Genomic DNA, 22,432 nt, shown 5'->3' on the forward strand with positions numbered 1-22,432 from the left:
AGGTTAGGGACGTCCTCCGGCAAATCCCACGCCGGGGTGCCGCCTGTGGCGAAATCGTGACCTCGCGCTACAAGTTCTCCAGGAGCGTGTCCGCGGCGGTGTACGGGTCGGACTCGCCGGCGACGACCGCGGCCGCGAGGTCGTCGAGCTCGACGCGGGCGTGCACGTCGTCCCAGCGACGGCGCAGCGCGGTGACGGCGATCGTCTCGATCTCGTCGCGCACCCGGCGCGTGCGCCTCTTCTCGAGCTCGCCGGACTCGGCCAGCCACGCGAAGTGCCGGTCGATCTCGGCCACCACCTCGTCCACGCCGTCGCCCTTGTGGGCGACGGTCTTCACGATGGGGGGCTTCCAGTCGTCCGCGTCGCGCTCGCCGAGGGCGATCATGCCGCGCAGCTCGCGGCGCAGCTGGTCGGCGCCGTCGCGGTCTGCCTTGTTGACCACGTAGATGTCGGCGATCTCGAGGATCCCGGCCTTCGCCGCCTGGATGCCGTCGCCAGCGCCCGGAGCGAGCAGCACGAGGGTGGTGTCGGCCTGCCCGGCGATCTCGACCTCGCTCTGGCCGACGCCGACGGTCTCGACCAGGACGATGTCGCAGCCGGCCGCGTCGAGCACGCGCAACGCCTGCGGCGTCGACCACGAGAGCCCGCCGAGGTGCCCGCGGGAGGCCATCGACCGGATGTAGACGTCCCGGTCGAGGGCGTGGTCCTGCATCCGCACGCGGTCGCCGAGGAGCGCGCCGCCGGAGAACGGGGAGGACGGGTCGACCGCGAGCACGCCCACCCGCTTGCCGGCCTTGCGGAGCTCGCCGACGAGCGCGTTGGTCGAGGTGGACTTGCCGACCCCCGGCGACCCGGTGATGCCCACGATCTGTGCGTGGCCGGCGTACGGCGCGAGCGCGGCCATCACCTCCCGCAGCTGCGGGGCCTCGTCCTCGACCCAGGAGATCAGCCGCGCGACGGCGCGCGCGTCACCGTCGCGGGCCCGGCTGACGAGCTCGTCGACCGAGGGGTTTGCCCTCACTCAGGGCACGCGGACGATGAGGGCGTCGCCCTGGCCGCCGCCGCCGCAGAGCGCGGCCGCACCGGTGCCGCCGCCGCGGCGCTTCAGCTCCAGCGCGAGGTGCAGCACGATCCGGGCGCCGGACATGCCGACCGGGTGGCCCAGCGCGATGGCGCCGCCGTTGACGTTGACCTTGGCCTCGTCGAGGCCGAGCGTGCGCGCCGAGGCGATGCCGACCGCGGCGAAGGCCTCGTTGATCTCGACGAGGTCGAGGTCGGCCGGCGTGATGCCGTCCTTCTCGGCGGCCTTGGCGATCGCGTGGGCCGGCTGCTGCTGGAGGGTCGAGTCGGGGCCGGCGACCTGGGCGTGCGCCCCGATCTCGGCCAGCCACTCCAGACCCAGCTCCTCGGCCTTCGCCTTGCTCATCACGACCACGGCGCAGGCGCCGTCGGAGATCTGCGAGGCGGAGCCGGCCGTGATGGTGCCGTCCTTGCCGAACGCCGGGCGCAGCTTGCTCAGCGACTCCACCGTCGTGTCGCCGCGGACGCCCTCGTCGGCGCTCACCTGGATGTCACCGCCGCGGGCCTTCACCGTCACCGGGACGACCTCGTCGTCGAAGAGGCCGTTCTTCCAGGCCTCCGCCGCGCGCTGGTGGGAGCGGGCGGCGAACGCGTCCTGCTCCTCGCGCGTCAGGTTGTCGGCCGCCGCGTTGCACTGCTCGGTGAGCATGCCCATCGCCTGCGCGGTCTTCTGGTCCCACAGCGCGTCGTACGCCATCGAGTCGACCAGGGTGGTGTCGCCGTACTTGAAGCCCTCACGCGACTTCGGCAGCAGGTGCGGGGCCAGGGTCATCGACTCCATGCCGCCGGCCACGACGATGTCGACCTCGCCGGCGCGGATCAGCTGGTCGGCCAGCGCGATCGCGTTGATGCCGGAGAGGCACACCTTGTTGATGGTGATGCTCGGGATGTCCATCGGGATGCCGCCGGCGACGGCGGCAGTGCGGGCGGGGTTCTGGCCGGCGCCGGCCTGGATGACCTGGCCCATGATCACGTAGTCGACCTGGTCGCCGGACACGCCGGCCTTCTCCAGAGCCCCGGCGATCGCGACCCCGCCGAGCTGGGCCGCGGACTGGTCCTTGAGACCCCCGAGCAGCCGTCCGATCGGCGTACGCGCACCCGCGACGATGACGTTCCCGGACATGGAGTGCCTCCTGGTTCAGCGCCTGACACATGACTGTGTCCCTCCTGGCGAGGGTACCCACGGGCCCGTACGGCGGGCCATGCCGCGGGCCCCGCCGCGGGTGAGGAAATGCTCACAGCGCGTGGCCTTCCCGGCGGCAGTACGGCGAGCATGGCGGCATGCTCCCGACTGATCTGCCCGGTCATCTCTTCACCGCCATCGACCACGTCGGCATCGCGGTCCCGGACCTCGACGAGGCGATGGCGTTCTACCGCGACACCTTCGGCATGGAGACCGTGCACGAGGAGACCAACGAGGAGCAGGGCGTCCGGGAGGCGATGGTCGCCGTCGGCGACTCGGGTTCCTGCATCCAGCTGCTCGCACCGCTGTCCCCCGAGTCCACGATCGCGAAGTTCCTCGACCGCTCCGGCCCCGGCATCCAGCAGCTCGCCTACCGCGTCGACGACGTCGAGGCCGTGGCCGGCGTGCTCCGCCAGCGCGGCGTACGCCTCCTCTACGACGCCCCCCGACGAGGTACGTCCGGCTCGCGGGTCAACTTCGTCCACCCCAAGGACGCCGGCGGGGTGCTGATCGAGCTGGTCGAGCCCGCCACCCCCTGACCGCGTGCGAGTTGCGCCCCCGGTACGTGCGAGTTGCGCCCCCGGTACGCGCGAGTTGCGCCTGGGACACCGGCCAGCTGCGCCTCCGGTACCCGAGCTTGGTGACGGAGACGCAACTCGACCGTACCCGGGGCGCAACTCGACCGTGCCCGGAGCGCAGCTCGACCGTGCCCGGGGCGCAACTCGGCGGGAGGCGTGTCAGGTCCCTCACAGACCTGCCCATGCGTGGTGAATGGCCGCTAACTTCCCGAGGATGCAGCAGATCCGCGACGCCATCCTGGCCGGAGACACGTCGGGCGAGGAGTTCGCCGCCCTCGAGGTGCCCGAGTCGTACCGGGCCGTCACCGTCCACAAGGACGAGGTCGGCCTCTTCGAGGGACTGGACAGCAAGGACAAGGACCCGCGCAAGACGCTGCACCTCGACGACGTACCCGTCCCCGAGCTCGGTCCCGGCGAGGCGCTGGTCGCGGTGATGGCGAGCGCGATCAACTACAACACCGTCTGGACGAGCATCTTCGAGCCGGTCTCGACGTTCGGGTTCCTCGAGCGGTACGGCCGGCTGTCGCCGCTGTCGAAGCGGCACGACCTGCCGTACCACATCGTCGGCTCCGACCTGGCCGGCGTCGTCCTGCGCACCGGCCCCGGCGTGCACCTCTGGCACCCCGGCGACGAGGTCGTCGCCCACTGCCTGAGCGTCGAGCTCGAGAGCCCGGACGGCCACAACGACACGATGCTCGACCCGGAGCAGCGCATCTGGGGCTTCGAGACGAACTTCGGCGGCCTCGCCGAGATCGCGCTGGTGAAGTCCAACCAGCTGATGCCCAAGCCCGCGCACCTGACCTGGGAGGAGGCCGCGTCGCCGGGGCTGGTCAACTCCACGGCGTACCGCCAGCTGGTCTCGCGCAACGGTGCCGGCATGAAGCAGGGCGACAACGTCCTCATCTGGGGCGCGAGCGGCGGCCTCGGCGGGTTCGCGACGCAGTACGCGCTGAACGGCGGCGCGACCCCGGTCTGCGTGGTCAGCAACGACGAGAAGGCCGACATCTGCCGCGCGATGGGCGCCGAGCTGATCATCAACCGCTCCGAGAAGGCCTACAAGTTCTGGAAGAACGAGCACGAGCAGGACCCGGCCGAGTGGCGGCGGTTCGGCAAGGACATCCGCGAGCTCACCGGCGGCGAGGACGTCGACATCGTGTTCGAGCACCCGGGCCGCGAGACGTTCGGTGCGAGTGTGTACGCCGCCCGCAAGGGCGGCACGATCGTCACCTGCGCCTCGACCAGCGGGTTCATGCACCAGTACGACAACCGGTACCTCTGGATGAACCTCAAGCGGATCATCGGCTCGCACTTCGCCAACTACCGCGAGTCGTGGGAGGCCAACCGGCTGATCGCCAAGGGCATGATCCATCCCACGCTCTCGCAGTCCTACCCGCTCGAGGAGACCGGCCAGGCCGCCCTCGACGTCCACCGCAACGCCCACCAGGGCAAGGTCGGCGTGCTCTGCCTGGCCCCCGAGGAGGGCCTCGGCGTGCGCGACCCGGAGCTGCGGGCCAAGCACGAGAGCGCGATCAACCGCTTCCGCGGCGTCTGACCGTCGTCGGCTGAGACAACCCCACGGGGTGGTCTGGCGTCCCACCCTTCATGGGGGAGACTGGGGTCTCCGAGACCAGCCCCGAGGGAGTGACGCTGCATGAGCGACCGAGGCCTGTCCATCTTCGATGACGACGAGCCTGACGACAGGCCGGACGAGGGGGAAGAGCTGACGGGCGAGCCGGTACCCGGCCAGGACGTCGAGCGCACCCAGGTGCTGCCCGTCGCGCCGAGCCAGCCTCTCCCCCAGCGCCCCCAGCCGACCCAGCAGCAATCGGCCCAGCAGCAATCGGCCCAGCAGCCGGCTCAGCAAGCGGCGCCACGACCGGCCCCGCAGCCCGCGGCCCCTCAGCCGGCCCCACCGGGCTCGGTCGCCGAGGCGGCGCAGGTGTACGCCCGGCAGACCGTCGTACCTCCCGCGGCCGCTCCTCAGCCCGGCTCCATCGGGCTGCCGACCGTACGCCGCGGCGGCTACGACAAGAACGCCGTCGACGCGCGGCTGCGCCACCTCGCCGGTGAGCAGGAGCGCCTCGGCAGCACGCTCAGCCAGGCGCACAGCCGCATCGGCGAGCTGGAGAGCTCGCTCGACTCCGCCCGCCGCGAGCTCGAGGAGAACCGCAACCCGTCGTACGCCGGGCTCGGAGGCCGCGCGACTGCGATGCTGCGGCTGGCCGAGGAGGAGGCCGCCGAGGTCCGCACGGTCGCCGACCGGGACGCCCGCGAGATCCTCGAGCAGGCACACCGCGACGCCCAGGCGGTCCGCGCCGACGCCACCCGCGAGGCCGAGGACATGCGGCTGGTGCAGCTCAAGGAGCTCGACGAGACCCGCGCGCGGATCCTCGCCGACGCCGAGCAGGAGCGCAGCCTGGCTCGGAGCGAGGCGGCCGACGTGCTCGCGTCCGCGCAGCGCGAGGCCGACCAGCTGCGTCTCGCCGCCCAGCAGGAGACCAACGAGCTGCGCATCAGCGCCAAGCGCGAGGCGGAGCAGGCCCGGGCCGCCGCCGACCGCGAGGTCCAGGAGGCGCGCCGCACGCTGGCGGTCGAGAAGGAGCGGCTGGCCAAGGAGGCGGCCGACCACCACGCCAGCGCCACCGCCGAGACCGGCCGGCTCGTCGCCGAGGCCGAGTCCCGCGCGACGTCCGCCGAGCAGCGCGCCCGGGAGGCCATCTCCCAGGCACAGAGCCACCGCGAGCAGGCGCACACCGAGTCCGAGGCGATGCTGTCCCGTGCGCGTCGCGAGGCCGAGCAGATCGTGTCGCTGGCCCGCAGCCAGGTCGACTCGTTGAACACCAGCGCCCAGGCCGACGCCGAGCGTCAGCTCGCCGCCATCCGCGCCGACGTCGAGCGGATGACCAAGCGCCGCGACGCCATCACCGCCCAGCTCTCCAGCCTGCGCGACGTCGTCGCCGGGTTCGGCGAGGACGAGGACGGTCCTGCGGAGAAGTCGTCGGACGGCACCGGCAAGGCCGGCGCTTGACGCCCGGCGACAAGTCCGGCGACGCGTCGGACGTCGAGATCGAGAACGCCGAGAAGGTCGAGGTCGTCGAGGAGGAGCAGGTCGACCTCGGGCGGCAAGGAGCGCGCTTCGACCGGCACTCGCCGTTCTACATCGGCTTCTTCGGTGGGCTCGGGTTCGTCCTGGCGATGTGGCTGTTCCACCAGGCCGAGCGCATCGGCGGCGTCCTCATCCTGATCGTGGTGTCGCTCTTCCTGGCCGCCGGCCTGAACCCGTCGGTCGAGTGGTTCCAGCGCCGTGGCATGCGGCGCAGCCTCGCGGTGACCTGCGTGATCGTGCTGTTCCTGCTGGGCGTCGCCCTGTTCCTGCTGGCGATCGTCCCGGTCATCACCGACCAGGTCGCCCAGATCACCGACAACGCGCCCGGCTGGCTCGACCAGCTCCAGAAGAACAAGATGGTGCAGGACCTCGACGACCGCTTCGACGTCATCGACAAGGTCCGCGAGTACGTCACGGACGGAAACTTCACTTCGAGCATCTTCGGCGGCGTGCTCGGCATCAGCCTGCGGGTGCTCGGCGCGCTGGCCAACGCGTTCGTGATCCTCGTGCTGACGCTGTACTTCCTGTCCTCGCTCGACTCGACCAAGAACGCGATCTACCGGCTGGCCCCGGCCTCCCGCCGTGACCGCGTCAGCAAGCTCGGCGACCGGGTTGTCGCCAGCGTCGGCGGGTACGTCTCCGGCGCCGTCGTCGTCGCCGCCTGCGCCGGCATCACCTCGCTGATCTTCCTGTTCAGCGTCGGGTTGGGCCAGTACGCCGTCGCACTGGCCTTCGTGGTCCTGCTGCTCGACGTCATCCCGATGATCGGCGCGACGATCGGCGCGGTCATCGTGTCCGCGATCGGCTTCGCGACCGACTACAGGATCGGGCTCGCCTGCGTGATCTTCTACGTGATCTACCAGCAGGTCGAGAACTACGTGATCTACCCGCGCGTGATGTCTCGCTCGGTCGACATCCCGGGCGCTGCCACGGTGATCGCGGCCCTCGTCGGCGCCGGCCTGCTCGGCGTGGTGGGCGCGCTGCTCGCCATCCCGACCGCCGCCGCGCTGCTGATGATCACCCGCGAGGTGTTCATCCGGCGCCAGGACGGCAGGTAGGTCCGCCGGGCCCGTCCGGCCGGGCGGCGGTGCGTGAGGGTCGGTCTCGGCTCGCCGGACCGACACTCACTCACCGCTCACGGACAGCAGGGTGGGCCACAGAGGTGGCCCGCTCCCCCAGCTTGACCCCGACGACGCCGGCGAGGATCAGCGCACCGCCGAGGAGCTGGGCGGCGTGCGGCAGCTCGCCGAGCAGGAACCACGCCCACAGCACGCCGGAAACGACCTCGAGCAGCGCCACGAACGACGCCAGCCGCGAACCGAGGCGGCGGATGGCCGCGATCCCGGCCACGTAGGACACCGCCGCGGTCACCACGCCGAGCAGCACGACGGGCACCCACCAGGCCACCGCCGTACCTGCCAGGTCGACGTCCACGGTCGCCGCGCGCATGTCGAGCAGCCCGACGAGCCCGAGCAGCGCCAGCGCGACCGCGGCCACCAGCATGCCGCCGCCGGCGAGGGCGATGGGCGGCAGGCCGGTGTCGTCGGCCGACAGCAGGAAGTACGTCGCGCAGCCGATCATCGCGACCATCGCCCAGGCCACGCCCACCGCGCTCAGGTCGGCGCCGGACACCAGGTCGAGCACCAGCACCAGGCCGAGGGCCGCGAGCAGCGCACCGCCCACGGTCACCCGGCTCGGCCGCTCGCCGCGGCGCAGCCACAGGAAGAGCACCACGGCGGCCGGCGCGGTGAACTCGATCAGCAGCGCGGGCGCCACCTGCGTGTGCGCGACGGCGGAGAAGTAGGAGAACTGGGGCATCGCCACCGCGACGATCCCGTAGAACAGCAGGCCACGCAGGTTGCGGCGCAGCAGGTGCCAGCGGCCACGCAGCGCGACCGCCCCGAACGGCGCCACGACCGCGGCGGCGATGGCGATGCGGAGCAGCGAGACGGCGCCAGGCGTCCAGCCGGTGTCCAGGAGGCCGCGCGCGAGCGCCCCGGACAAGCCGAACGACGCCGCCGACAGCACGGCGAACCCGAGCCCCGCCAGCGCGCGCGACGAGACCACGTCCGGGGTCGTGTCATGCGCCAATGTCGCCATGACACATGACACTAGGCCGCCTCGTGTAATCTGTCAACGTGGTCTTCGCACATGACACCGAGATCTCGCTCCAGGCGGCGGTGACCCTCGTCAACACCGGCGAGGACCCCGACACGCTGACCTCGGTGGAGGACCTGGACGCGTTCTACGCGCGGTTCGAGTTCACCGGCCGCCGCGACGGCGACGAGGCCGAGCTGGACGCCGTACGCCGGTCGCGTCCGCGCCTGCGCGCCCTGCTGACCGCCGAGCGCGACGAGGCCGTCGAGATGGTCAACGAGATGCTCCGCGAGGCGCACGCTCTCCCCCAGCTGACCCGCCACGACCGCTTCGACTGGCACCTGCACGCGGTCGACCCCGACGCGCCGCTGGAGCGACGCATCATGGTGGAGACCGCGATGGCGATGATCGACGTGATCCGCTCCGACGAGATGTCCCGCCTCGGCGTCTGCGCGCAGGACGACTGCGAGGGGATCGTGCTGGACCTCTCCCGCAACCGCTCGAAGATCTTCTGCGGGAGCAGCTGCAGCAACCGCGCCGCGGTCGCGGCGTACCGCGCCCGCAAGCGCTAGCGCGACGTCGCGAGGAACGCCTCCAGCACGCTGGCGAACGCCTCCGGCTGCTCGGAGTGCACCCAGTGCCCGGCGCCGCGGACGGTCAGCTTCCGCACGCGGGGGAAGTACGTCGCCATCGCGGCCGCGTGCTCGTCGGTGATGTAGTCGGACCGCTCGCCGCGCACCCACAGCACCGGGCCGGGGTACGGCGCCACACCGGTGAGCTCCTCGGCCGGCCAGCCGGTGATCGCGCCGAGGTCGCGGTCGATGACCTCGAGGTTCGGCTGCCAGGACCAGCCGGGGGGCTCGGGCGAACGGCGCAGGTTCTGCAGCAGGAACGCCCGGACGACGTCGTCGGGGACGGCCTCCCGCAGCGCGGCATCGGCGTCCGAGCGGCTGTCCAGCCGGGCGAGGTCGAGGCCGCGCATCGCCTGTACGTACCCCACGAACTGACGGCCGCCGTCGTACGCCACCGGAGCCACGTCCACGACACAGAGCCGGGCGACCCGCTCCGGGTGCCGCAGCGCCAGCACCATCGCGATCTTCCCGCCCATCGAGTGGCCGACCAGCGCGACCGGCTCGTCGCCGGCGCGCGCCGCGATCGCGGCCTCGACCTGGTCGGCCGCGCCGACGTACGAGAACCCGTCGGTCCACGGCGACCGCCCGTGCTGCGGCATGTCCAGCAGCAGCACCCGGTGCCGCTGGGCGACGGTCTTGGACATCTGGGTCCAGTTCTTGCCCTGTCCGAAGAGCCCGTGGCAGAACACCACCCACGAGCCCTGCTCGCCCTGGGTGGTCGCGTACAGGCCCGGATCGCTCATCGGGGCTCAGCCTAGGTGGTGCGGTCAGGTGCCTGGCACGACCCGGGACCCGCCGTCCGGGGCGGGCGTGGTGACCTCGCAGGAATGCGTCGAGAACTGGCACGTGACCAGCGTCGAGTAGCGCACGCGGGTGAAGTCCCGGTTGAACCGGTACTGAGCCAGGACCACGCGGTCGTCGTCGAGCCACTGGACGAGCCGGAAGTCGTCGTCGGTGGGCAGCTGTCCGTGGCCGCGGAACTGCACCGGCTCTCCGCTGGCCACCACGAACCGGACCAGCTCCCCCGGACCGGGGCCGTAGACCTCCACGCGGGGCCATCCCCCGATCTGGAGGCCGAGCCCCTCGCCGACGAGGTAGTCGTCGCTGGTCTCGTCCATCGGCTTCCCGGATGCTTGACGCAGCTCGATCACCCGGGGCCAGGCGCGGACGACGGCGCGGAACTCCGGCGAGGTCAGCAGCCGGCCGTCTCCGGAGGCCAGGTCGGTCTCACGTGTGGTCGGCGTCGGCTCGACGTTGGACTCGTCGTCGTGCGTGGGTGGGAAGCCCCGGCACTCCTCCCGGCACGGCCGGTCGGTCCAGTAGAGCCGGCCGTCGTGGGCACCGAAGATCTCGGCGCACTCGCCGGAGCAGCCCGGATCGACCCCGGTCGGCACGCGGCCGACCTCCTCGCGGGTCCTGGTGTCGTAGACCACCGCGTCGACCCCACCGGAGCCGTCCGGCTCGAACCACTCGAGGTCGGGTCCGGTGGCCTGGGACACCAGCGGGTCCACCTCCCAGTCCGCGATCCAGGCCGGGTCGGTGGAGCCGATCTGTTCCGGCGCTCCCCCGTCGGAGAGCCAGATGCTGCCGTCGGACCTCATGAAGGCCACGCCGTAGTCGGTGACCTCGATGGCGTCCGGCGGCGCGTCCACGTCGACCTGCCGGGTGCCGTACTGGATGGCCGAGCCCTCGGCGTACGTCAGGGGACGTGTGGAGTCGACGTTGACCGGTGGAGGCAGCACCGGCTCCTGCGTCCGCTCCTCGGGGCGCAGGGTGGTCGCGGCCCACGCCACCCCGGCGACCACGACCCCGGCCACGACCCCGGTCGTCACCCGCCGGCGCAGCGTCGTGCGGCGAGCGCGGCGCCGTACCCCGTCCACGTCCACGAGGTGCGCCGGCAGCGAGGCCAGCCGGGTACGGACGTCGCGGGCCACCCTCTCCTCGATGCTCATCGGCCACCCCCGCTCGACGGTGTCTCCAGCTGGTCGAGGCGTCCCCGCAGGCGGGTGAGCGCCGCCGCGGTCTGCGACTTCACCGTGCCCTCGCGCACCCCGAGGGCGGCCGCGGTGTCCGCGACGGAGAGGTCCTCGACGTACCGGAGCACGACGACCGCACGCTGCCGCGGCGGCAGGGTCGCCAGGGCCCGCCACACCTCGTCGACGTCGGCCACCACGTCCTCGTGGGACGGCACGTGCCCACGCTCGGGCAGTCGCGCCGAGGGCACCTCGCGCCGGAAGGACAGCCGGCGACGCCAGGTCAGCAGCTGGTTGAGCACCATGCGCTGGACGTAGGCCTCCGGGTTGGCGGCTTCCCGGACGCGCCGCCAGCGGGAGTACGCCGAGGCGTACGCCGCCTGGAGGGCGTCCTCGGCGAGCTGGTAGTCGCCGGCCACGGCGTACGCCGTGCGGAATAGCCGCGGGGACGACGCGCGCACGAACTGCGCGAAGTCCTCCTCGGCGGTCATGCCCAGACGACTCCCCGGCACGGCCCCCGGGTTCGGCGCCGGGCGCTCGGTCTAGACCAGCGCTGGGGCGCCCGCCCTAGAAGTCGAAGCCGTCGAACAGGTCGCCGATGCCGTCGCCGATCGAGCCGATGCCGTCGCCGATCCCGTCGGCCAGCGCACCCAGACCGTCGCCGAGGCCGTCGAACCCGCCCCCGAACATCAGCCCGACGAACATCCACTCCATCGGCCCGAACCCGCCGAAGTACCCCTGGGCGTACGGCGCGTAGGTGCGGCCGCCCTGCCAGTACGGCACCCGCTGCGAGCCGACCATCACCATCCGCGAGTCCGGCTCGGCACCGGCCTTGACGCGCTCGGCGTCCAGGGCGCACGCGGGCACGTCGCGCTCGACGCCGCCCGGCGGGGCGTACGGCACGTCCTCGACCGCCATCCCGTGCCGCGGGTCGAAGAAGCAGGCCGGTCGTCGCGTCGGCAGCGGCTGACCCGCGACGCGCGCGCGGACGCACGCGATGGCGTACCGCCCGTCGTCGAGGATCTTGGTCACGTGGGTGATCTCGTCGGGCGACGTCAGGTAGTCGCCGGCCATCTTGGCCGACTCGTAGGCGTCCAGAGCGCGCTGGTAATCGGAGCGCGCGCCCTTGTCGAGGTCCTGCCCGGACATGTCCTCGCCCAGGTCCTGGAGCTCGACGCCGAGGGCCGTGATGTCCTCGTACGCGAGCTTCTTCACCGGCTCCAGCTCGGCGGCCTTGCGCTCGAGCGCCTTCCGGTCCGCGGAGCGCTTGGCGACCACCGCGACGCCGGCGATCACGGCGATGAGCACGACCAGCAGCACCAGACCCATGCCGCCAGCCTACGAAATCGCGCCAAGGCCGGCCGTCGGCACGCGTGCGGTGTCCCCGCTGCCTGGCAGGGTGGCGACCACGCCACCCGAGAGGAGCTGCTGATGGCCGCCACGGTCCAGGTGACGTTCGACTGCGCCGACCCCCGCGCCCTGTCCCTGTTCTGGAACGAGGTGCTGGGCTACCGGCTCGACAGCCCGCCACCGCCCTTCGAGACCTGGGACGAGGCGCTCGACGCCTGGGGCATCCCCGAGGCGCGTCGCAACGACGCCTCGGCGTCCGTCGACCCGGACGGCGTCGGGCCCCGCCTGTTCTTCCAGAAGGTGCCCGAGGGCAAGTCGGCCAAGAACCGCGTGCACCTCGACGTGCGCGCCGCCCCCGGCCTGCGCGGCGACGAGCGGATGGCCGCGCTGGAGCGTCGGTGCGAGGAGCTGCTCGCCGTCGGCGCGACCCGGCTCTACCGGGTCGAGGCCGATCAGGTCGACCAGGGCCACATCACCATGGCCGACCCCGAGGGCAACGAGTTCTGCCTCGACTGACCGCTCCTCCCGATTCGTCAGCGATCCTGCGGGTGCCCGAGGCGAAGCGATCGCTGACGAATCGGGCGTCGTGCGTCGTCAGACGACGGCGACCTTGCCCTCGCCGGTCCGGGTGATCAGGCCGTCGCTGACGGCGAGAGCGAGGGCCTTGTCGAAGCGTCCGGACTCCCAGTACTCGTCGCCGACCAGGCGGCCCAGCTCCTCCGGCCTCTGCGGGCCCTGGGACCTGAGCGCCCGGACCAGCTGGCCGATCTCGTAGGTCACGTGCCGGTCGCGCGGGCCCTCGGTGGAGGGCTTCGGGGGTGGCATCGGGGTCATCGTCGTCCTCCTGTCGTGGTGGGGTGGTCCTCGGTGGTCGGGCCCGGCTCGTCGGCGTCCTCCGCCGTCAGCGGCTGGGCGAGCGACTCCAGCGACCGGCCCTCGGCCTTGACGCCGAGGAACGCGGCGACGATGCCGCCGGCGACCATCAGCGCGGCGCCGATGAAGTAGCCCGGGGCGATCCCGGTGATGTCGTCGGCGCTGTCGATGAGCTTGCCGAAGTACAGCGGGCCGGTGATGCCGCCGACCGCGGTGCCGATCGCGTAGAAGAACGCGATGCACAGGGCCCGCGTCTCCATCGGGAAGACCTCGCTCGCGGTGAGGTACGCCGCGCTGGCGCCGGCCGAGGCGAAGAAGAAGATGATGCAGCCCATCAGCGTCAGCGTGACGGCCGTGACGCTGCCGAGGAAGAAGCCGGTGCCGGCGAGCAGCACACCGGACAGGATGTAGGTGCCGGCGATCATCGGCACCCGCCCGACGGTGTCGAACAGCTGGCTCAGCAGCAGGGCCCCGAGGAAGTTGCTGATGGCGAAGACCGCGATGTAGTAGCCCGTCTGCTTCACGTCGAGGAACGTGCTCAGGCTGTCGCCGTAGGTGAAGAAGAAGGCGTTGTAGAGGAACGCCTGACCGACGAAGAGCGAGAAGCAGAGGATCGTCCGCTTCGGGTACATCGTGAAGACCGTCTTGGCGATGAGCGCCAGGCTGATCGTCTTGCGCTGCCGGATGGTGATGGTGTCCGACACCGACCCGAGCTGCTTGCCCGACTCGTCCTGGACCGTGTCCTCGATGTCGCGGACGATCTTCTCGGCCTCGTCCTCGCGGCCGTGGATGAAGAGCCAGCGCGGGCTCTCCGGCACGTGCCGGCGCACGAACAGGATGCCGACGGCCAGGATGGCGCCGAGCCCGAAGGCGAGTCGCCAGCCCCAGGCCTCGTCGATGATGTTGGGGTCGAGCAGCGGGATCGTCAGCAGCGAGCCCGCGGTGGCGCCGACCCAGAACGAGCCGTTGATCGCGACGTCGACCCGGCCGCGGTACTTGGCGGGGATCAGCTCGTCGATCGCGGAGTTGATGGCGGCGTACTCGCCGCCGATGCCCGCACCGGTGAGGAACCGGGCGCCGAAGTACCACAGCGGGCTCATCGAGAACGCCGTCAGCACGGTCGCGACGGTGTAGACCGCCAGGGTGATGAGGAACAGCTTCTTCCGGCCGAACCGGTCGGTGAGCTGACCGAAGAACAGTGCGCCGAGGCAGGCGCCGGCGACGTACACCGCTCCCGCCATCCCGATGTCGGAGCTGCTCAGCCCCAGGCCGGTGTCGCCCGGCTTGAGGGCGTCGGACATCGAGCCGACGATGGTGACCTCGAGGCCGTCGAGGATCCAGACGGCCCCCAGCCCGATGACGATCATCCAGTGCCAGCGGACCCACGGCAGGCGGTCCATCCGGGCCGGGATGTCAGTGGTGATGCGTCCGGTCTCGACGGACATCGGTCTCGCCTCTCCGCCCGGACCCTCGGGGTGTGACGACTGCTGCCCGGGCAACCTTCCGGACGGTAGTTCTGCGCGGGGCCATCCCACACCACCCCGATGGATGCACACCTGGGGGTGAGTCGGGTCCCAACGGTCGTGGAGGGAGGAAGTCCGTCGCTGGTCGAAGGAGGGACGAAGTCCCGTCACGAGACCCCCGCCGACCCCTCAGCGGTGCGTGTAGTCGCGGAACCCGCGCTGCGTCTTCCGTCCGAGGTACCCCGCCGTCACCAGGTGCTCGAGCAGCGGCGCCGGTGCGAACCCGGGCTCGCGGAACTCGAGGTACAGCTCGCGCTGGATCGCCAGCGAGACGTCGTTGCCGACCACGTCGAGCAGCTCGAACGGACCCATCGGCAGCGCGCAGCCCAGCTTCATGGCCGTGTCGACCTCGTCGGCCGTCGCGTAGTGCGCCTCGAGCATCTTCACGGCGTCGTTGAGGTACGGGAAGAGCAGCGCGTTCACGATGAACCCGGCGCGGTCGCCGCACGACACCGGGACCTTGCCGACCTTGGTGCACAGCGCACGCACGGTCTCCGCGACGTCGTCGGCGGTCGCCACGGTCGAGACGACCTCGACCAGCTGCATCACCGGGGCCGGGTTGAAGAAGTGCATCCCGATGACGTCCTGCGGCCGCTTGGTGGCCATCGCAGCCGAGATGATCGGCAGCGACGACGTGGTGGTCGCCAGGATCGCCCCGGGCTTGCAGATCTCGTCGAGGTTCTCGAAGAGCGTGGTCTTCACGCGCAGGTCCTCGGCGATCGCCTCGACCACGATGTCGCAGTCGGCGAGGTCCTCCAGCGAGGTCGAGCCGGTCAGCCGGCCGAGCACCTCGCCGCGCGCGGACTCCTCGAGCTTGCCGCGCTGGATCGCCTTGTCGAGCGAGCGCTCGATGGTGGCGTGCACTCCCTCGACCTTGGCGTCGGACCGGCCGACGTACACCACGTCGTACCCGGCCTTGGCGAAGACCTCGACGATGCCGGACGCCATCGTGCCGGTGCCGACGACGCCGACGCGGCTGATGTCGCGGCGCAGCCGGGGCTCGTCGTCGGCGGACGGCGTGAGGTGGTCCGGCACGACCTTGGAGCTGTCGGGGGCCTCGTAGGTGTAGAAGCCACGCCCCGACTTCCGGCCGAGCAGCCCGGCGGTCACCATCTGCTTGAGGATCGGCGCCGGCGCGTGCAGGCGGTCGCGGCCCTGCTTGTACATCGTGTCGAGGATCTCGTACGCCGTGTCGAGACCGATCAGGTCGAGCAGCGCGAGCGGGCCCATCGGGTACCCGCAGCCGTAGCGCATCGCGGCATCGAGGTCCTCGCGGGTCGCGTAGTGGCTCTCGTACATCGCGACCGCGTGGTTGAGGTACCCGAAGAGCAGGGTGTTCGCGATGAAGCCCGCGCGGTCGCCGCAGACGACCGGGCTCTTGCCCAGCTCGGCCAACAGCGCCTGCACGTCGGCCAGCACGTCGGGCTCGGTGACGACGGTGCGGATCACCTCGACGAGGTTCTGCACGGGCGCGGGGTTGAAGAAGTGCACGCCGACGACGCGGCCGGGGTGACCGCTGGCGGCCGAGATCTCGGTGACCGAGAGCGACGAGGTGTTGGTGGCCAGGATCGCGTCGGCGTCGACGATGTCGTCGAGCGTGCGGAAGACCGACTTCTTGATGTCCAGGGACTCCACGACCGCCTCGACCACGAAGTCGGCGTCGGCGAGGTCCTTCATCTCGGTGGTGAACGTGATACGCCCGAGCAGCTCGGCCTGCTCGGCCTCGGTCAGCTTGCCGCGGGCCACCGCTCGGCCGGTGGAGTGCTCCAGGTGCTGGCGGCCGCGCTCCAGGGCCTCGTCGTTGATCTCGACACCCGTCACGGCGTACCCGTTGCGGGCGAAGACCTCGGCGATGCCGGCCCCCATGGTGCCCAGGCCGATGACACCGATCCGGTCGAACTCGCGGCTCGTCATGGGGCGCATCCTCCCACCGGCGCGGGACGTACGCCGAGGCCGCAGGCGTGTGGAAAGGGTCACGCGTTCATCGGTGGTCGAGGTGCGAGGAGCGCCGGCGACGAGCCTCGAGACCACCCCGGTAGGTTGCTGCCTCGTGAGGCTCGTGGTTGCTCGGTGCCAGGTCGACTACGCCGGCCGGCTCACCGCCCACCTGCCGATGGCGACCCGGGTGCTGATGATCAAGGCCGACGGGTCGGTGCTCGTGCACTCCGACGGCGGCTCCTACAAGCCGCTCAACTGGATGTCCCCGCCGTGCACGCTCCGCGAGGGCGTGACGGACGACGGTGCCGTCGAGTGGGTCGTCATGTCCAGGACCGAGGACACCCTGCGCATCCTCATCGAGGAGGTGCTGCACGACTCCTCCCACGAGCTCGGCATCGACCCCGGCCTCCAGAAGGACGGCGTCGAGAAGCACCTCCAGGAGCTGCTCGCCGAGCACCCCGCGACCCTCGCGGACGGTCTGACCCTGGTACGGCGCGAGTACCCGACCGCCATCGGTCCCGTCGACCTGATGTGCCGCGACGCCTCCGGCGCCTCGGTCGCCGTCGAGATCAAGCGGCGCGGCGAGATCGACGGCGTCGAGCAGCTCACGAGGTACCTCGAGCTGCTCAACCGCGACCCGCTGCTGGCCCCGGTACGGGGCATCTTCGCCGCCCAGGAGATCAAGCCCCAGGCCCGGGTCCTGGCCACCGACCGTGGCATCGCCTGCGCCGTCGTCGACTACGACGCCCTCCGCGGCCTCGACTCGACCGAGGACCGGCTCTTCTAGCCGCCGGCCCGTGCAGATCTTCCACATCGCCACCGCGGCCGACTGGGCCGAGGCGAGACGGACCGGGGCGTACACCACGTCCACCCGCGGGGTGACCCTCGACCAGGAGGGCTTCATCCACGCCGCCCGTCGCGAGCAGGTACGTCCGGTGTGGGAGCGCTACTACGCCGACGCCGCCGAGCCGCTCGTGCTGCTGACCGTCGACACCGACGAGCTGACGTCCCGCTGGCAGGAGGACGCCGTCGGCGACGACACCTACCCGCACGTCTACGGCCCCATCAACACCTCCGCGGTGGTGCGCGCGCAGCCGCTCGACCGGCGCGGGAGCACCGGGTCGTTCACCTCGGTCTTCGTGCAGGAGATGGGCGTGCGCGCCGGCCTGGCGATCGCAGCGATGATGCTCGCCGGCCTCGGGGCAGCCATCGGCGGCCGTACGCCGTCGGCCTGGGGTGAGTTCGTCGGCGGCGTGGTCGGGCTGCTCATCGGGCTGGGGCTGATCGGCCTGGTGCTGCGCCGGCGGCGGTGACCCATGCTGGTCGAGCCGGGCGAGCGCCAGCGGCGACCCATGCTGGTCGAGCCGGGCGAGCGCCAGCGAGCCCGTGTCGAGACCCGGCGACCGGACAGCGGCGGTCTCGACACGCTCGGCCGTGGCCGGCCTCACGGCTCGACCACCAACGACACATGCTGGTCGAGCCGGGCGAGCGCCAGCGAGCCCGAGTCGAGACCCGGCGACCGAACAGCGGCGGTCTCGACACGCTCGGCCGTGGCCGGCCTCACGGCTCGACCACCAACGACACATGGTGGTCGAGCCGGGCGAGCGCCAGCGAGCCCGTGTCGAGACCCGGTGACCGAACAGCGGCGGTCTCGACACGCGAGGCCGTGGCCGGCCTCACGGCTCGACCACCATGCGATCGCTCACTCCAACAACGACACGACCTCGTCCGCCGTACCCCACGACAACGTGACCCCGGCTCCCCCGTGCCCGTAGCAGTGGATGACCGACCCGATCCGCTCGACCCGTACCGACGGTCGCGCGGGCCGCAGGCCGACCCGGTGCTTGAGCACCCGGGCGCCGGACAGCGCCGGCACCAGAGCACGGGCTCGCTCCAGGATCGCGGCCGCGGTCTCCGAGGACGGGGTCCGGCTCCAGTCGCCCTCCTCGTCCGTACCTCCCAGCACGATGTCCGCGGACCGGGGCACGACGTAGGTCAGCGACGACGACGAGTCGAGCAGCCACTCCTCCAGGCCGACCTGCGAGACGTACACCACCTGGCCGCGCACCGGCTCGACCGTCAGGTCCGACGCCAGCAGTCGCGACCCGATGCCTGCGCAGTTCACGACCACGTCGGGCCCGACAGGCAGCGACGACAGGTTCAGCCGGGTGATCGTGCCGCCGAGCGAGAGGACCCGCCCGGCCAGCCACTGCAGGTAGACCCCCATCTCGACCACCGGCGCGACGAACGTCCACGCGTCGGCGTACCCCTCCGGCGCAGGCACGTGCTCCAGTCGCGGCACCGCCGGCCGCCACCACGGCTCGTCCTGGGCGGAGCCGAACAGCTCGACACCCGGCCGCATCACGATGCCCGCCTCGGGAACCGAGGCGAGCCCGTCGAACACCTCGTAGCTGCGCGTGGACCAGGCGAGCACCCGGTCGAACGGAAAGGCGCGGTACGGGTACCAGATGGCCGCGGCCACCGCGGACGTCGTCTCCAGCGGCAGGTCCCGCGCCAGTACGTCGACCCGGTGGCCGTTCTCGAGCAGCCGGACGGCGCACGTCAGGCCGACCACGCCGGCTCCGACGACCGTCACCCGCGCCATGCGAGCAGTCTGCCGTAACCCGCCGGTGCCACTCCTCGTTGCACGGACGGGACAGGCCTTCCGCCGCTCCAGTCTGAGCCGGGCTCCTGGGGCGGCGGTTGGTCCCTCGGGCCGTCAGGCCCCGGCGATCCGCGGGGCCGTCGGGTCGGCCTCGCCGCCGCCCTGCTCGCGCGCGACGTACTCCTCGATGTCCTCGATGTCGTCGCGGTTGCGTGTCACCACGGCGAGCAGGTCGCTCATGGTCGCGACCTCCTCGACCTGCTCCTTGATGAACCACTGCATGAACTGCTCGGAGGCGAAGTCCGACTCGTCCCGCGCGATGCGCAGCAGGCCGTTGATCTGCTCGGTGACCCGCTTCTCCTGGGCGAGCGCGAGGGTGACCGGCTCGACGACGTCCGCGAACGCCGCCACCGGCGCGTCGACGCCGGGGATGACGACCTCGGCGTCGGTGTCGATGAGGTACTGCACCATCATCATCGCGTGGTCGCGCTCCTCGAGCGCCTGGCCGTAGAAGAAGGCGGCCATCTGGGGCATGGTCAACGCGTCGTAGTAGACCGCGCACGCGAGGTACTGGTTGTGCGCGGCCAGCTCGTTCCCGATCTGGGAGTTGAGCTGCTTGACGAAGGCGTCGGCCGCCATGGTGCCTCCAGGGCTGATGTGTCTTCGGGTCAGGCCGCGTCGGGCAGCTTGACGAGCTTGCGCTTCTTGACCGTATAGCCGGTCGGCAGGGTGCCGCGCTTGAGTGCGAGGAGAGGGCAGCGCCGGCACTTGTCCTTGGACACGCAGCACTTCTTCTTCGGCAGGCAGGCCTTCTTGCCCTTCTTGCCCTTCTTCGCCACGCGCCGGACCCTAGCAGGCCATGCTAAGGGTTGCCTAACCTAAGACTGTCCACCCGGACGAGTCGCCCTCGAGCTCGACGTACCCGCAGTTCGGGAAGTCCCATGTCCGGCCGGGGACGTAGTCGAGGACCGCCTGGGTCGCCACGATCGCGCCGCCGTGGCTGACCACGAGGACCGTCTCGCCCCGGTGCTGGTCGGCGATGGCGTCGAGCACGGGTACGACGCGCGCGGCGACCTCGCGAGCACTCTCGCTGCCCGGGTACTTCACGTCGACGTCGCCGGCGACCCACTGCTCCATCTCCTCGACGAAGATGCCCTGGCCGGCCGGCAGCCCGTGCGCGTCCCCCACCGCGAACTCCCCGAGACCCTCCCGCACCGTCACCTCGACGCCGAGCACGCCGGCCGCCAGCTCGGCGGTCTGCACGGCTCGCGAGATCGAGCTGCAGTAGACGTGCGCGATCCGCTCTCCTCGCAGCTTCTCGCCGAGCTCGCGCGCCTGCGCCCGGCCGACCGTGGTGAGGGAGCCGCCCTGGCTGACCATGACCGGGCTCTCGTACTCCGTCTGGCCGTGCCGCGCGAGGAACACCCGGGCCGGGCACTGCAGGTCGGTCATGCGCACACCCTAGGTAGCGTCGCGGGCATGCGGCCCACACCCCTCCCCACCGCCCCCGGCCAGGAGTCCGTCTGGGACTACCCGCGTCCGCCGCGGGTCGAGCCGAGCGACGAGGTCGTCGAGGTCGTGCTGGGCGGGGAGGTGGTGGCGCGTACGACGGCGAGCCTGCGCGTCCTGGAGACCAGCCACCCGCCGACGTACTACCTGCCCGCCGACGCCTTCTCCGACGGCGTGCTCCGCCCGACGCCCGGCCACACGTACTGCGAGTGGAAGGGCCGGGCGTCGTACTTCGACCTCGTCACCCCGACGCGGACCACCGCCCGTGCGGCCTGGACCTACCCCGACCCGATCGCCGGGTTCGAGGCGCTGGTCGGCCACGTCGCAGTGATGCCCGGCCTCGTCGACGAGTGCCGCGTCGACGGCGAGGTCGTCCGCCCGCAGGAGGGCGGCTTCTACGGCGGCTGGATCACCGACCGCGTCGTCGGCCCGTTCAAGGGCGGCCCGGACACCCGCGGCTGGTGAGGTTCGGCGTCGCTGCTGTCTCTTTGGCGTCGTTGCAACGACGCCAAACGTCCGGGATACCCGCCCGAGCGGGTATCCCGCCCCCTACCCGATCGGCCGCAGCTCGTCGGCGTACGACACCGACACCCGGCGCAGGACGCCGTCGTCGTCGACGGCGTACTGCCCCATCCGCCACAGCGGCGGGCTGTAGGCGTGGACCGAGACGGTGCCCTTCTCGGCACCGTTGAGCCGGTGGATGTGGTCGGCGCCGAAGGAGAACGCCTCGCCCGCACCGACGCGCACCTCTCGGCACTCGGAGCCCACGCGCAGGTTGTTCTCGACCAGCTCCCCGGCGACGACGGCGACGGCGCCCGAGGAGATGTCGTGGTCGTGCCAGCCGGTGTCGTTGACCGGGGTCCAGCACAGCAGCCACACGTCGACGTGGGTGTCACGGTGCAACGAGGCGTAGACACGCTCGTCGTCGTCGAAGCCGACGTGGTGCGCCCATCGGTCCGGATCGGCGGCCAGCGACACCACCAGGTCGCGCAGCTCGTCGGGCGTCAGGTCGCGTCCGGGCAGGGTGTCCAGGGTGACGGCGGTCAGCTGGCTCGTGGCCATGAGCGCACTCCTTCGGGCTCGGTGACGGGCAGCCCGAGAGCCCGCCGTGGGTTGGTGACGCGCACGGCGCGCGTCGCTGCCTCGCCCCAGTGCCCGTGCTCGGCAGCGACAGGCGCGGCGTACGGCCGGTCGCTGCCGAGCACGAGGGCGTCGATCCCGAGCACGCGCACCAGCGCGTCCAGGCCCTGGGGCCCGTACGACGAGGTGTCGACGTGCAGCAGTGGGTCGACCGCCCCGGTGGTGCCGCCACGGGCGACGTGCCGTTCGTGGTGCACCGGGGCCAGCCCGCGCCGGCGGCGAACACCACGCGCAGGGACGGATGGGAGGACCGGACGTCACCGGCTTGCCAGGCCCACCACGCCGCCTGGAGCTGGGCGGCGTACCCGACGACGGCCGGCCACCACGCGGGCAGCGCGTCCGCCCGCGGGTCCGGCGCCTCCGGTCCCGGATGCACCAGCACCGGCCGGCCGGCCGCCTCGGCGACGGCGAGCACCGGCGCCAGGCGCGCCCAGCCCGCCGGCGTGCGAACGTCGGTGGCGGGCACCTGGACCCCGACGAACCCCCCATCGAGCAAGGAGGCCAGCCCCTCCAGGTCGGGCTCGACCGACGACACCGACGCCCACGCCCCGAAGCCCTCGGGCAGCGCCGCCACCCCCTCGTGCCAGGCGTCCAGCAGCGCAGCGGCCGAGGGCCCGCGCAGCGACTCGATACCCAGCGGCGCGGACAGGGACAGGCACGCGAGCCCGATGCCGTCGTGGGCGTTCTGACGCAGGCGGTCCGGTACGTCGTGGTGGCCGGCCTCGATCTCGTACGGCGCCTCGCCCTGGGTGTAGAGCGTCCACCCGCGCAGGTACGGGAACCGCGACCGCGCGCGCAGCCGCTCGACCAGCGCCTCGGGCCAGAGGTGCTGGTGCAGGTCGACC

The 22,432-nt window shown here is 71.8% G+C and carries 26 protein-coding genes; 10 read left to right on the top strand and 16 right to left on the bottom strand.

What is annotated here, in order from left to right:
* Positions 1–67: 67 nt before the first annotated feature.
* Together meaB and ISU07_RS17565 are read right to left on the bottom strand one after the other, a co-directional pair.
* Complete coding sequence (gene meaB / locus ISU07_RS17560) at positions 68–1,021, bottom strand: methylmalonyl Co-A mutase-associated GTPase MeaB (RefSeq protein ID WP_194708132.1); 954 nt, start codon at positions 1,019–1,021, stop codon at positions 68–70.
* A complete protein-coding gene (locus tag ISU07_RS17565) occupies positions 1,022–2,203 on the bottom strand; it encodes an acetyl-CoA C-acetyltransferase (RefSeq protein ID WP_194708133.1) in 1,182 nt (393 codons plus the stop codon). It lies immediately after the preceding gene.
* Positions 2,204–2,361: 158 nt separating this feature from the next.
* On the opposite strand from ISU07_RS17565, the gene mce reads away from it, so the two are divergent.
* The 4 genes from mce (at position 2,362) to ISU07_RS17585 (ending at position 7,005) form a co-directional block, all read left to right on the top strand.
* Complete coding sequence (gene mce / locus ISU07_RS17570) at positions 2,362–2,802, top strand: methylmalonyl-CoA epimerase (protein WP_194708134.1); 441 nt, start codon at positions 2,362–2,364, stop codon at positions 2,800–2,802.
* Positions 2,803–3,055: 253 nt separating this feature from the next.
* Entirely contained in the window at positions 3,056–4,393 is a 1,338-nt protein-coding gene (gene ccrA / locus ISU07_RS17575) for a crotonyl-CoA carboxylase/reductase (RefSeq protein WP_194708135.1), read from the top strand.
* A gap of 99 nt (positions 4,394–4,492) precedes the next feature.
* A complete protein-coding gene (locus ISU07_RS17580) occupies positions 4,493–5,869 on the top strand; it encodes a coiled-coil domain-containing protein (protein ID WP_194708136.1) in 1,377 nt (458 codons plus the stop codon).
* Positions 5,866–7,005: an AI-2E family transporter gene (locus tag ISU07_RS17585; RefSeq protein ID WP_228522121.1), complete on the top strand. Its 1,140-nt coding sequence runs from the start codon at positions 5,866–5,868 to the stop codon at positions 7,003–7,005. Before ISU07_RS17580 ends, ISU07_RS17585 begins: the two co-directional genes overlap by 4 nt.
* Positions 7,006–7,075: 70 nt before the next feature.
* Here ISU07_RS17585 and ISU07_RS17590 read toward each other — a convergent pair whose 3' ends face one another.
* A complete protein-coding gene (locus tag ISU07_RS17590) occupies positions 7,076–8,047 on the bottom strand; it encodes an EamA family transporter (protein ID WP_194708137.1) in 972 nt (323 codons plus the stop codon).
* Positions 8,048–8,085: 38 nt separating this feature from the next.
* Between ISU07_RS17590 and ISU07_RS24885 the strand changes: the two genes are divergently transcribed.
* Positions 8,086–8,616: a CGNR zinc finger domain-containing protein gene (locus ISU07_RS24885; RefSeq protein ID WP_194708138.1), complete on the top strand. Its 531-nt coding sequence runs from the start codon at positions 8,086–8,088 to the stop codon at positions 8,614–8,616.
* On the opposite strand, the gene ISU07_RS17600 is transcribed toward ISU07_RS24885, so the two are convergent.
* The 4 genes from ISU07_RS17600 to ISU07_RS17615 all read right to left on the bottom strand — a co-directional run bounded on the left by ISU07_RS17600 (position 8,613) and on the right by ISU07_RS17615 (position 11,978).
* On the bottom strand, positions 8,613–9,419 hold the full coding sequence (locus ISU07_RS17600) for an alpha/beta fold hydrolase (RefSeq protein ID WP_194708139.1): 807 nt from the start codon (positions 9,417–9,419) through the stop codon (positions 8,613–8,615). The genes ISU07_RS24885 and ISU07_RS17600 overlap by 4 nt on opposite strands.
* Positions 9,420–9,443: 24 nt before the next feature.
* Positions 9,444–10,628, bottom strand: a complete 1,185-nt coding sequence (locus ISU07_RS17605; RefSeq protein WP_194708140.1) for a hypothetical protein — start codon at positions 10,626–10,628, stop codon at positions 9,444–9,446.
* Positions 10,625–11,140: a SigE family RNA polymerase sigma factor gene (locus ISU07_RS17610; protein WP_194708141.1), complete on the bottom strand. Its 516-nt coding sequence runs from the start codon at positions 11,138–11,140 to the stop codon at positions 10,625–10,627. The genes ISU07_RS17605 and ISU07_RS17610 overlap by 4 nt, the downstream gene beginning before the upstream one ends.
* 76 nt (positions 11,141–11,216) lie before the next feature.
* Positions 11,217–11,978 (bottom strand): hypothetical protein, encoded by a 762-nt coding sequence (locus ISU07_RS17615; RefSeq protein ID WP_194708142.1) that lies wholly within the window; start codon positions 11,976–11,978, stop codon positions 11,217–11,219.
* A 102-nt stretch (positions 11,979–12,080) separates the two neighbouring features.
* On the opposite strand from ISU07_RS17615, the gene ISU07_RS17620 reads away from it, so the two are divergent.
* Positions 12,081–12,515, top strand: a complete 435-nt coding sequence (locus ISU07_RS17620; RefSeq protein ID WP_194708143.1) for a VOC family protein — start codon at positions 12,081–12,083, stop codon at positions 12,513–12,515.
* 78 nt (positions 12,516–12,593) lie between these two features.
* Here the strand turns inward: ISU07_RS17620 and ISU07_RS17625 are convergent, their stop codons facing one another.
* The 3 genes from ISU07_RS17625 to ISU07_RS17635 all read right to left on the bottom strand — a co-directional run bounded on the left by ISU07_RS17625 (position 12,594) and on the right by ISU07_RS17635 (position 16,309).
* Entirely contained in the window at positions 12,594–12,824 is a 231-nt protein-coding gene (locus ISU07_RS17625) for a hypothetical protein (RefSeq protein ID WP_194708144.1), read from the bottom strand.
* 5 nt (positions 12,825–12,829) lie between these two features.
* Positions 12,830–14,317, bottom strand: a complete 1,488-nt coding sequence (locus tag ISU07_RS17630; RefSeq protein ID WP_194708145.1) for an MFS transporter — start codon at positions 14,315–14,317, stop codon at positions 12,830–12,832.
* A 207-nt stretch (positions 14,318–14,524) separates the two neighbouring features.
* The gene (locus tag ISU07_RS17635; protein ID WP_194708146.1) at positions 14,525–16,309 is read right to left on the bottom strand and encodes a 3-hydroxyacyl-CoA dehydrogenase family protein; all 1,785 of its coding nucleotides are present in this window, start codon (positions 16,307–16,309) and stop codon (positions 14,525–14,527) included.
* Positions 16,310–16,445: 136 nt separating this feature from the next.
* Between ISU07_RS17635 and nucS the strand changes: the two genes are divergently transcribed.
* Together nucS and ISU07_RS17645 are read left to right on the top strand one after the other, a co-directional pair.
* On the top strand, positions 16,446–17,120 hold the full coding sequence (gene nucS, locus ISU07_RS17640; RefSeq protein WP_194708147.1) for an endonuclease NucS: 675 nt from the start codon (positions 16,446–16,448) through the stop codon (positions 17,118–17,120).
* A gap of 10 nt (positions 17,121–17,130) precedes the next feature.
* Complete coding sequence (locus ISU07_RS17645) at positions 17,131–17,646, top strand: DUF952 domain-containing protein (protein WP_194708148.1); 516 nt, start codon at positions 17,131–17,133, stop codon at positions 17,644–17,646.
* A 389-nt stretch (positions 17,647–18,035) separates the two neighbouring features.
* Here ISU07_RS17645 and ISU07_RS17650 read toward each other — a convergent pair whose 3' ends face one another.
* From ISU07_RS17650 to ISU07_RS17665, 4 genes are all read right to left on the bottom strand, one after another.
* On the bottom strand, positions 18,036–18,938 hold the full coding sequence (locus ISU07_RS17650) for an FAD-dependent oxidoreductase (RefSeq protein ID WP_194708149.1): 903 nt from the start codon (positions 18,936–18,938) through the stop codon (positions 18,036–18,038).
* A gap of 114 nt (positions 18,939–19,052) precedes the next feature.
* Positions 19,053–19,577: a ferritin gene (locus tag ISU07_RS17655; RefSeq protein ID WP_194708150.1), complete on the bottom strand. Its 525-nt coding sequence runs from the start codon at positions 19,575–19,577 to the stop codon at positions 19,053–19,055.
* Positions 19,578–19,606: 29 nt separating this feature from the next.
* Positions 19,607–19,777 carry a hypothetical protein gene (locus ISU07_RS17660; RefSeq protein WP_194708257.1) on the bottom strand — a complete coding sequence of 57 codons (171 nt, stop codon included), beginning with the start codon at positions 19,775–19,777 and terminating at the stop codon, positions 19,607–19,609.
* Between the two features lie 34 nt (positions 19,778–19,811).
* Positions 19,812–20,390 carry a histidine phosphatase family protein gene (locus tag ISU07_RS17665; protein WP_194708151.1) on the bottom strand — a complete coding sequence of 193 codons (579 nt, stop codon included), beginning with the start codon at positions 20,388–20,390 and terminating at the stop codon, positions 19,812–19,814.
* Between the two features lie 27 nt (positions 20,391–20,417).
* Here ISU07_RS17665 and ISU07_RS17670 point away from each other — a divergent pair, with 27 nt between their 5' ends.
* Positions 20,418–20,912: a DUF427 domain-containing protein gene (locus tag ISU07_RS17670; protein WP_194708152.1), complete on the top strand. Its 495-nt coding sequence runs from the start codon at positions 20,418–20,420 to the stop codon at positions 20,910–20,912.
* An 84-nt stretch (positions 20,913–20,996) separates the two neighbouring features.
* Here the strand turns inward: ISU07_RS17670 and ISU07_RS17675 are convergent, their stop codons facing one another.
* Both ISU07_RS17675 and ISU07_RS24150 read right to left on the bottom strand, forming a co-directional pair.
* Positions 20,997–21,509, bottom strand: coding sequence for a cysteine dioxygenase (locus ISU07_RS17675; RefSeq protein WP_194708153.1), 513 nt, complete (start codon positions 21,507–21,509; stop codon positions 20,997–20,999).
* Positions 21,491–21,784 (bottom strand): hypothetical protein, encoded by a 294-nt coding sequence (locus tag ISU07_RS24150; protein WP_228522122.1) that lies wholly within the window; start codon positions 21,782–21,784, stop codon positions 21,491–21,493. Before ISU07_RS24150 ends, ISU07_RS17675 begins: the two co-directional genes overlap by 19 nt.
* Between ISU07_RS24150 and ISU07_RS24155 the strand changes: the two genes are divergently transcribed.
* Positions 21,776–22,276, top strand: a complete 501-nt coding sequence (locus ISU07_RS24155) for a hypothetical protein (protein ID WP_228522123.1) — start codon at positions 21,776–21,778, stop codon at positions 22,274–22,276. The two genes, ISU07_RS24150 and ISU07_RS24155, sit on opposite strands and share 9 nt — an antisense overlap.
* The last annotated feature ends 156 nt before the right edge of the window (positions 22,277–22,432 follow it).

The organism is Nocardioides islandensis, from assembly GCF_015352455.1.
In the GTDB taxonomy this organism is placed as follows: domain Bacteria; phylum Actinomycetota; class Actinomycetes; order Propionibacteriales; family Nocardioidaceae; genus Nocardioides; species Nocardioides islandensis.

Coding starts and splice junctions, on each gene's coding strand:
- ISU07_RS17565 (WP_194708133.1), bottom strand. CDS start 2,203: ATGTCCGGGAACGTCATCGTCGCGGGTGCGCGTACGCCGATCGGACGG.
- ISU07_RS17665 (WP_194708151.1), bottom strand. CDS start 20,390: ATGACCGACCTGCAGTGCCCGGCCCGGGTGTTCCTCGCGCGGCACGGC.
- ISU07_RS17605 (WP_194708140.1), bottom strand. CDS start 10,628: ATGAGCATCGAGGAGAGGGTGGCCCGCGACGTCCGTACCCGGCTGGCC.
- ISU07_RS17630 (WP_194708145.1), bottom strand. CDS start 14,317: ATGTCCGTCGAGACCGGACGCATCACCACTGACATCCCGGCCCGGATG.
- ISU07_RS17580 (WP_194708136.1), top strand. CDS start 4,493: ATGAGCGACCGAGGCCTGTCCATCTTCGATGACGACGAGCCTGACGAC.
- mce (WP_194708134.1), top strand. CDS start 2,362: ATGCTCCCGACTGATCTGCCCGGTCATCTCTTCACCGCCATCGACCAC.
- ISU07_RS17610 (WP_194708141.1), bottom strand. CDS start 11,140: ATGACCGCCGAGGAGGACTTCGCGCAGTTCGTGCGCGCGTCGTCCCCG.
- ISU07_RS17590 (WP_194708137.1), bottom strand. CDS start 8,047: ATGGCGACATTGGCGCATGACACGACCCCGGACGTGGTCTCGTCGCGC.
- ISU07_RS17655 (WP_194708150.1), bottom strand. CDS start 19,577: ATGGCGGCCGACGCCTTCGTCAAGCAGCTCAACTCCCAGATCGGGAAC.
- ISU07_RS17620 (WP_194708143.1), top strand. CDS start 12,081: ATGGCCGCCACGGTCCAGGTGACGTTCGACTGCGCCGACCCCCGCGCC.
- ISU07_RS17650 (WP_194708149.1), bottom strand. CDS start 18,938: ATGGCGCGGGTGACGGTCGTCGGAGCCGGCGTGGTCGGCCTGACGTGC.
- ccrA (WP_194708135.1), top strand. CDS start 3,056: ATGCAGCAGATCCGCGACGCCATCCTGGCCGGAGACACGTCGGGCGAG.
- ISU07_RS17635 (WP_194708146.1), bottom strand. CDS start 16,309: ATGACGAGCCGCGAGTTCGACCGGATCGGTGTCATCGGCCTGGGCACC.
- ISU07_RS17675 (WP_194708153.1), bottom strand. CDS start 21,509: ATGGCCACGAGCCAGCTGACCGCCGTCACCCTGGACACCCTGCCCGGA.
- ISU07_RS17600 (WP_194708139.1), bottom strand. CDS start 9,419: ATGAGCGATCCGGGCCTGTACGCGACCACCCAGGGCGAGCAGGGCTCG.
- ISU07_RS17615 (WP_194708142.1), bottom strand. CDS start 11,978: ATGGGTCTGGTGCTGCTGGTCGTGCTCATCGCCGTGATCGCCGGCGTC.
- ISU07_RS17670 (WP_194708152.1), top strand. CDS start 20,418: ATGCGGCCCACACCCCTCCCCACCGCCCCCGGCCAGGAGTCCGTCTGG.
- ISU07_RS17625 (WP_194708144.1), bottom strand. CDS start 12,824: ATGCCACCCCCGAAGCCCTCCACCGAGGGCCCGCGCGACCGGCACGTG.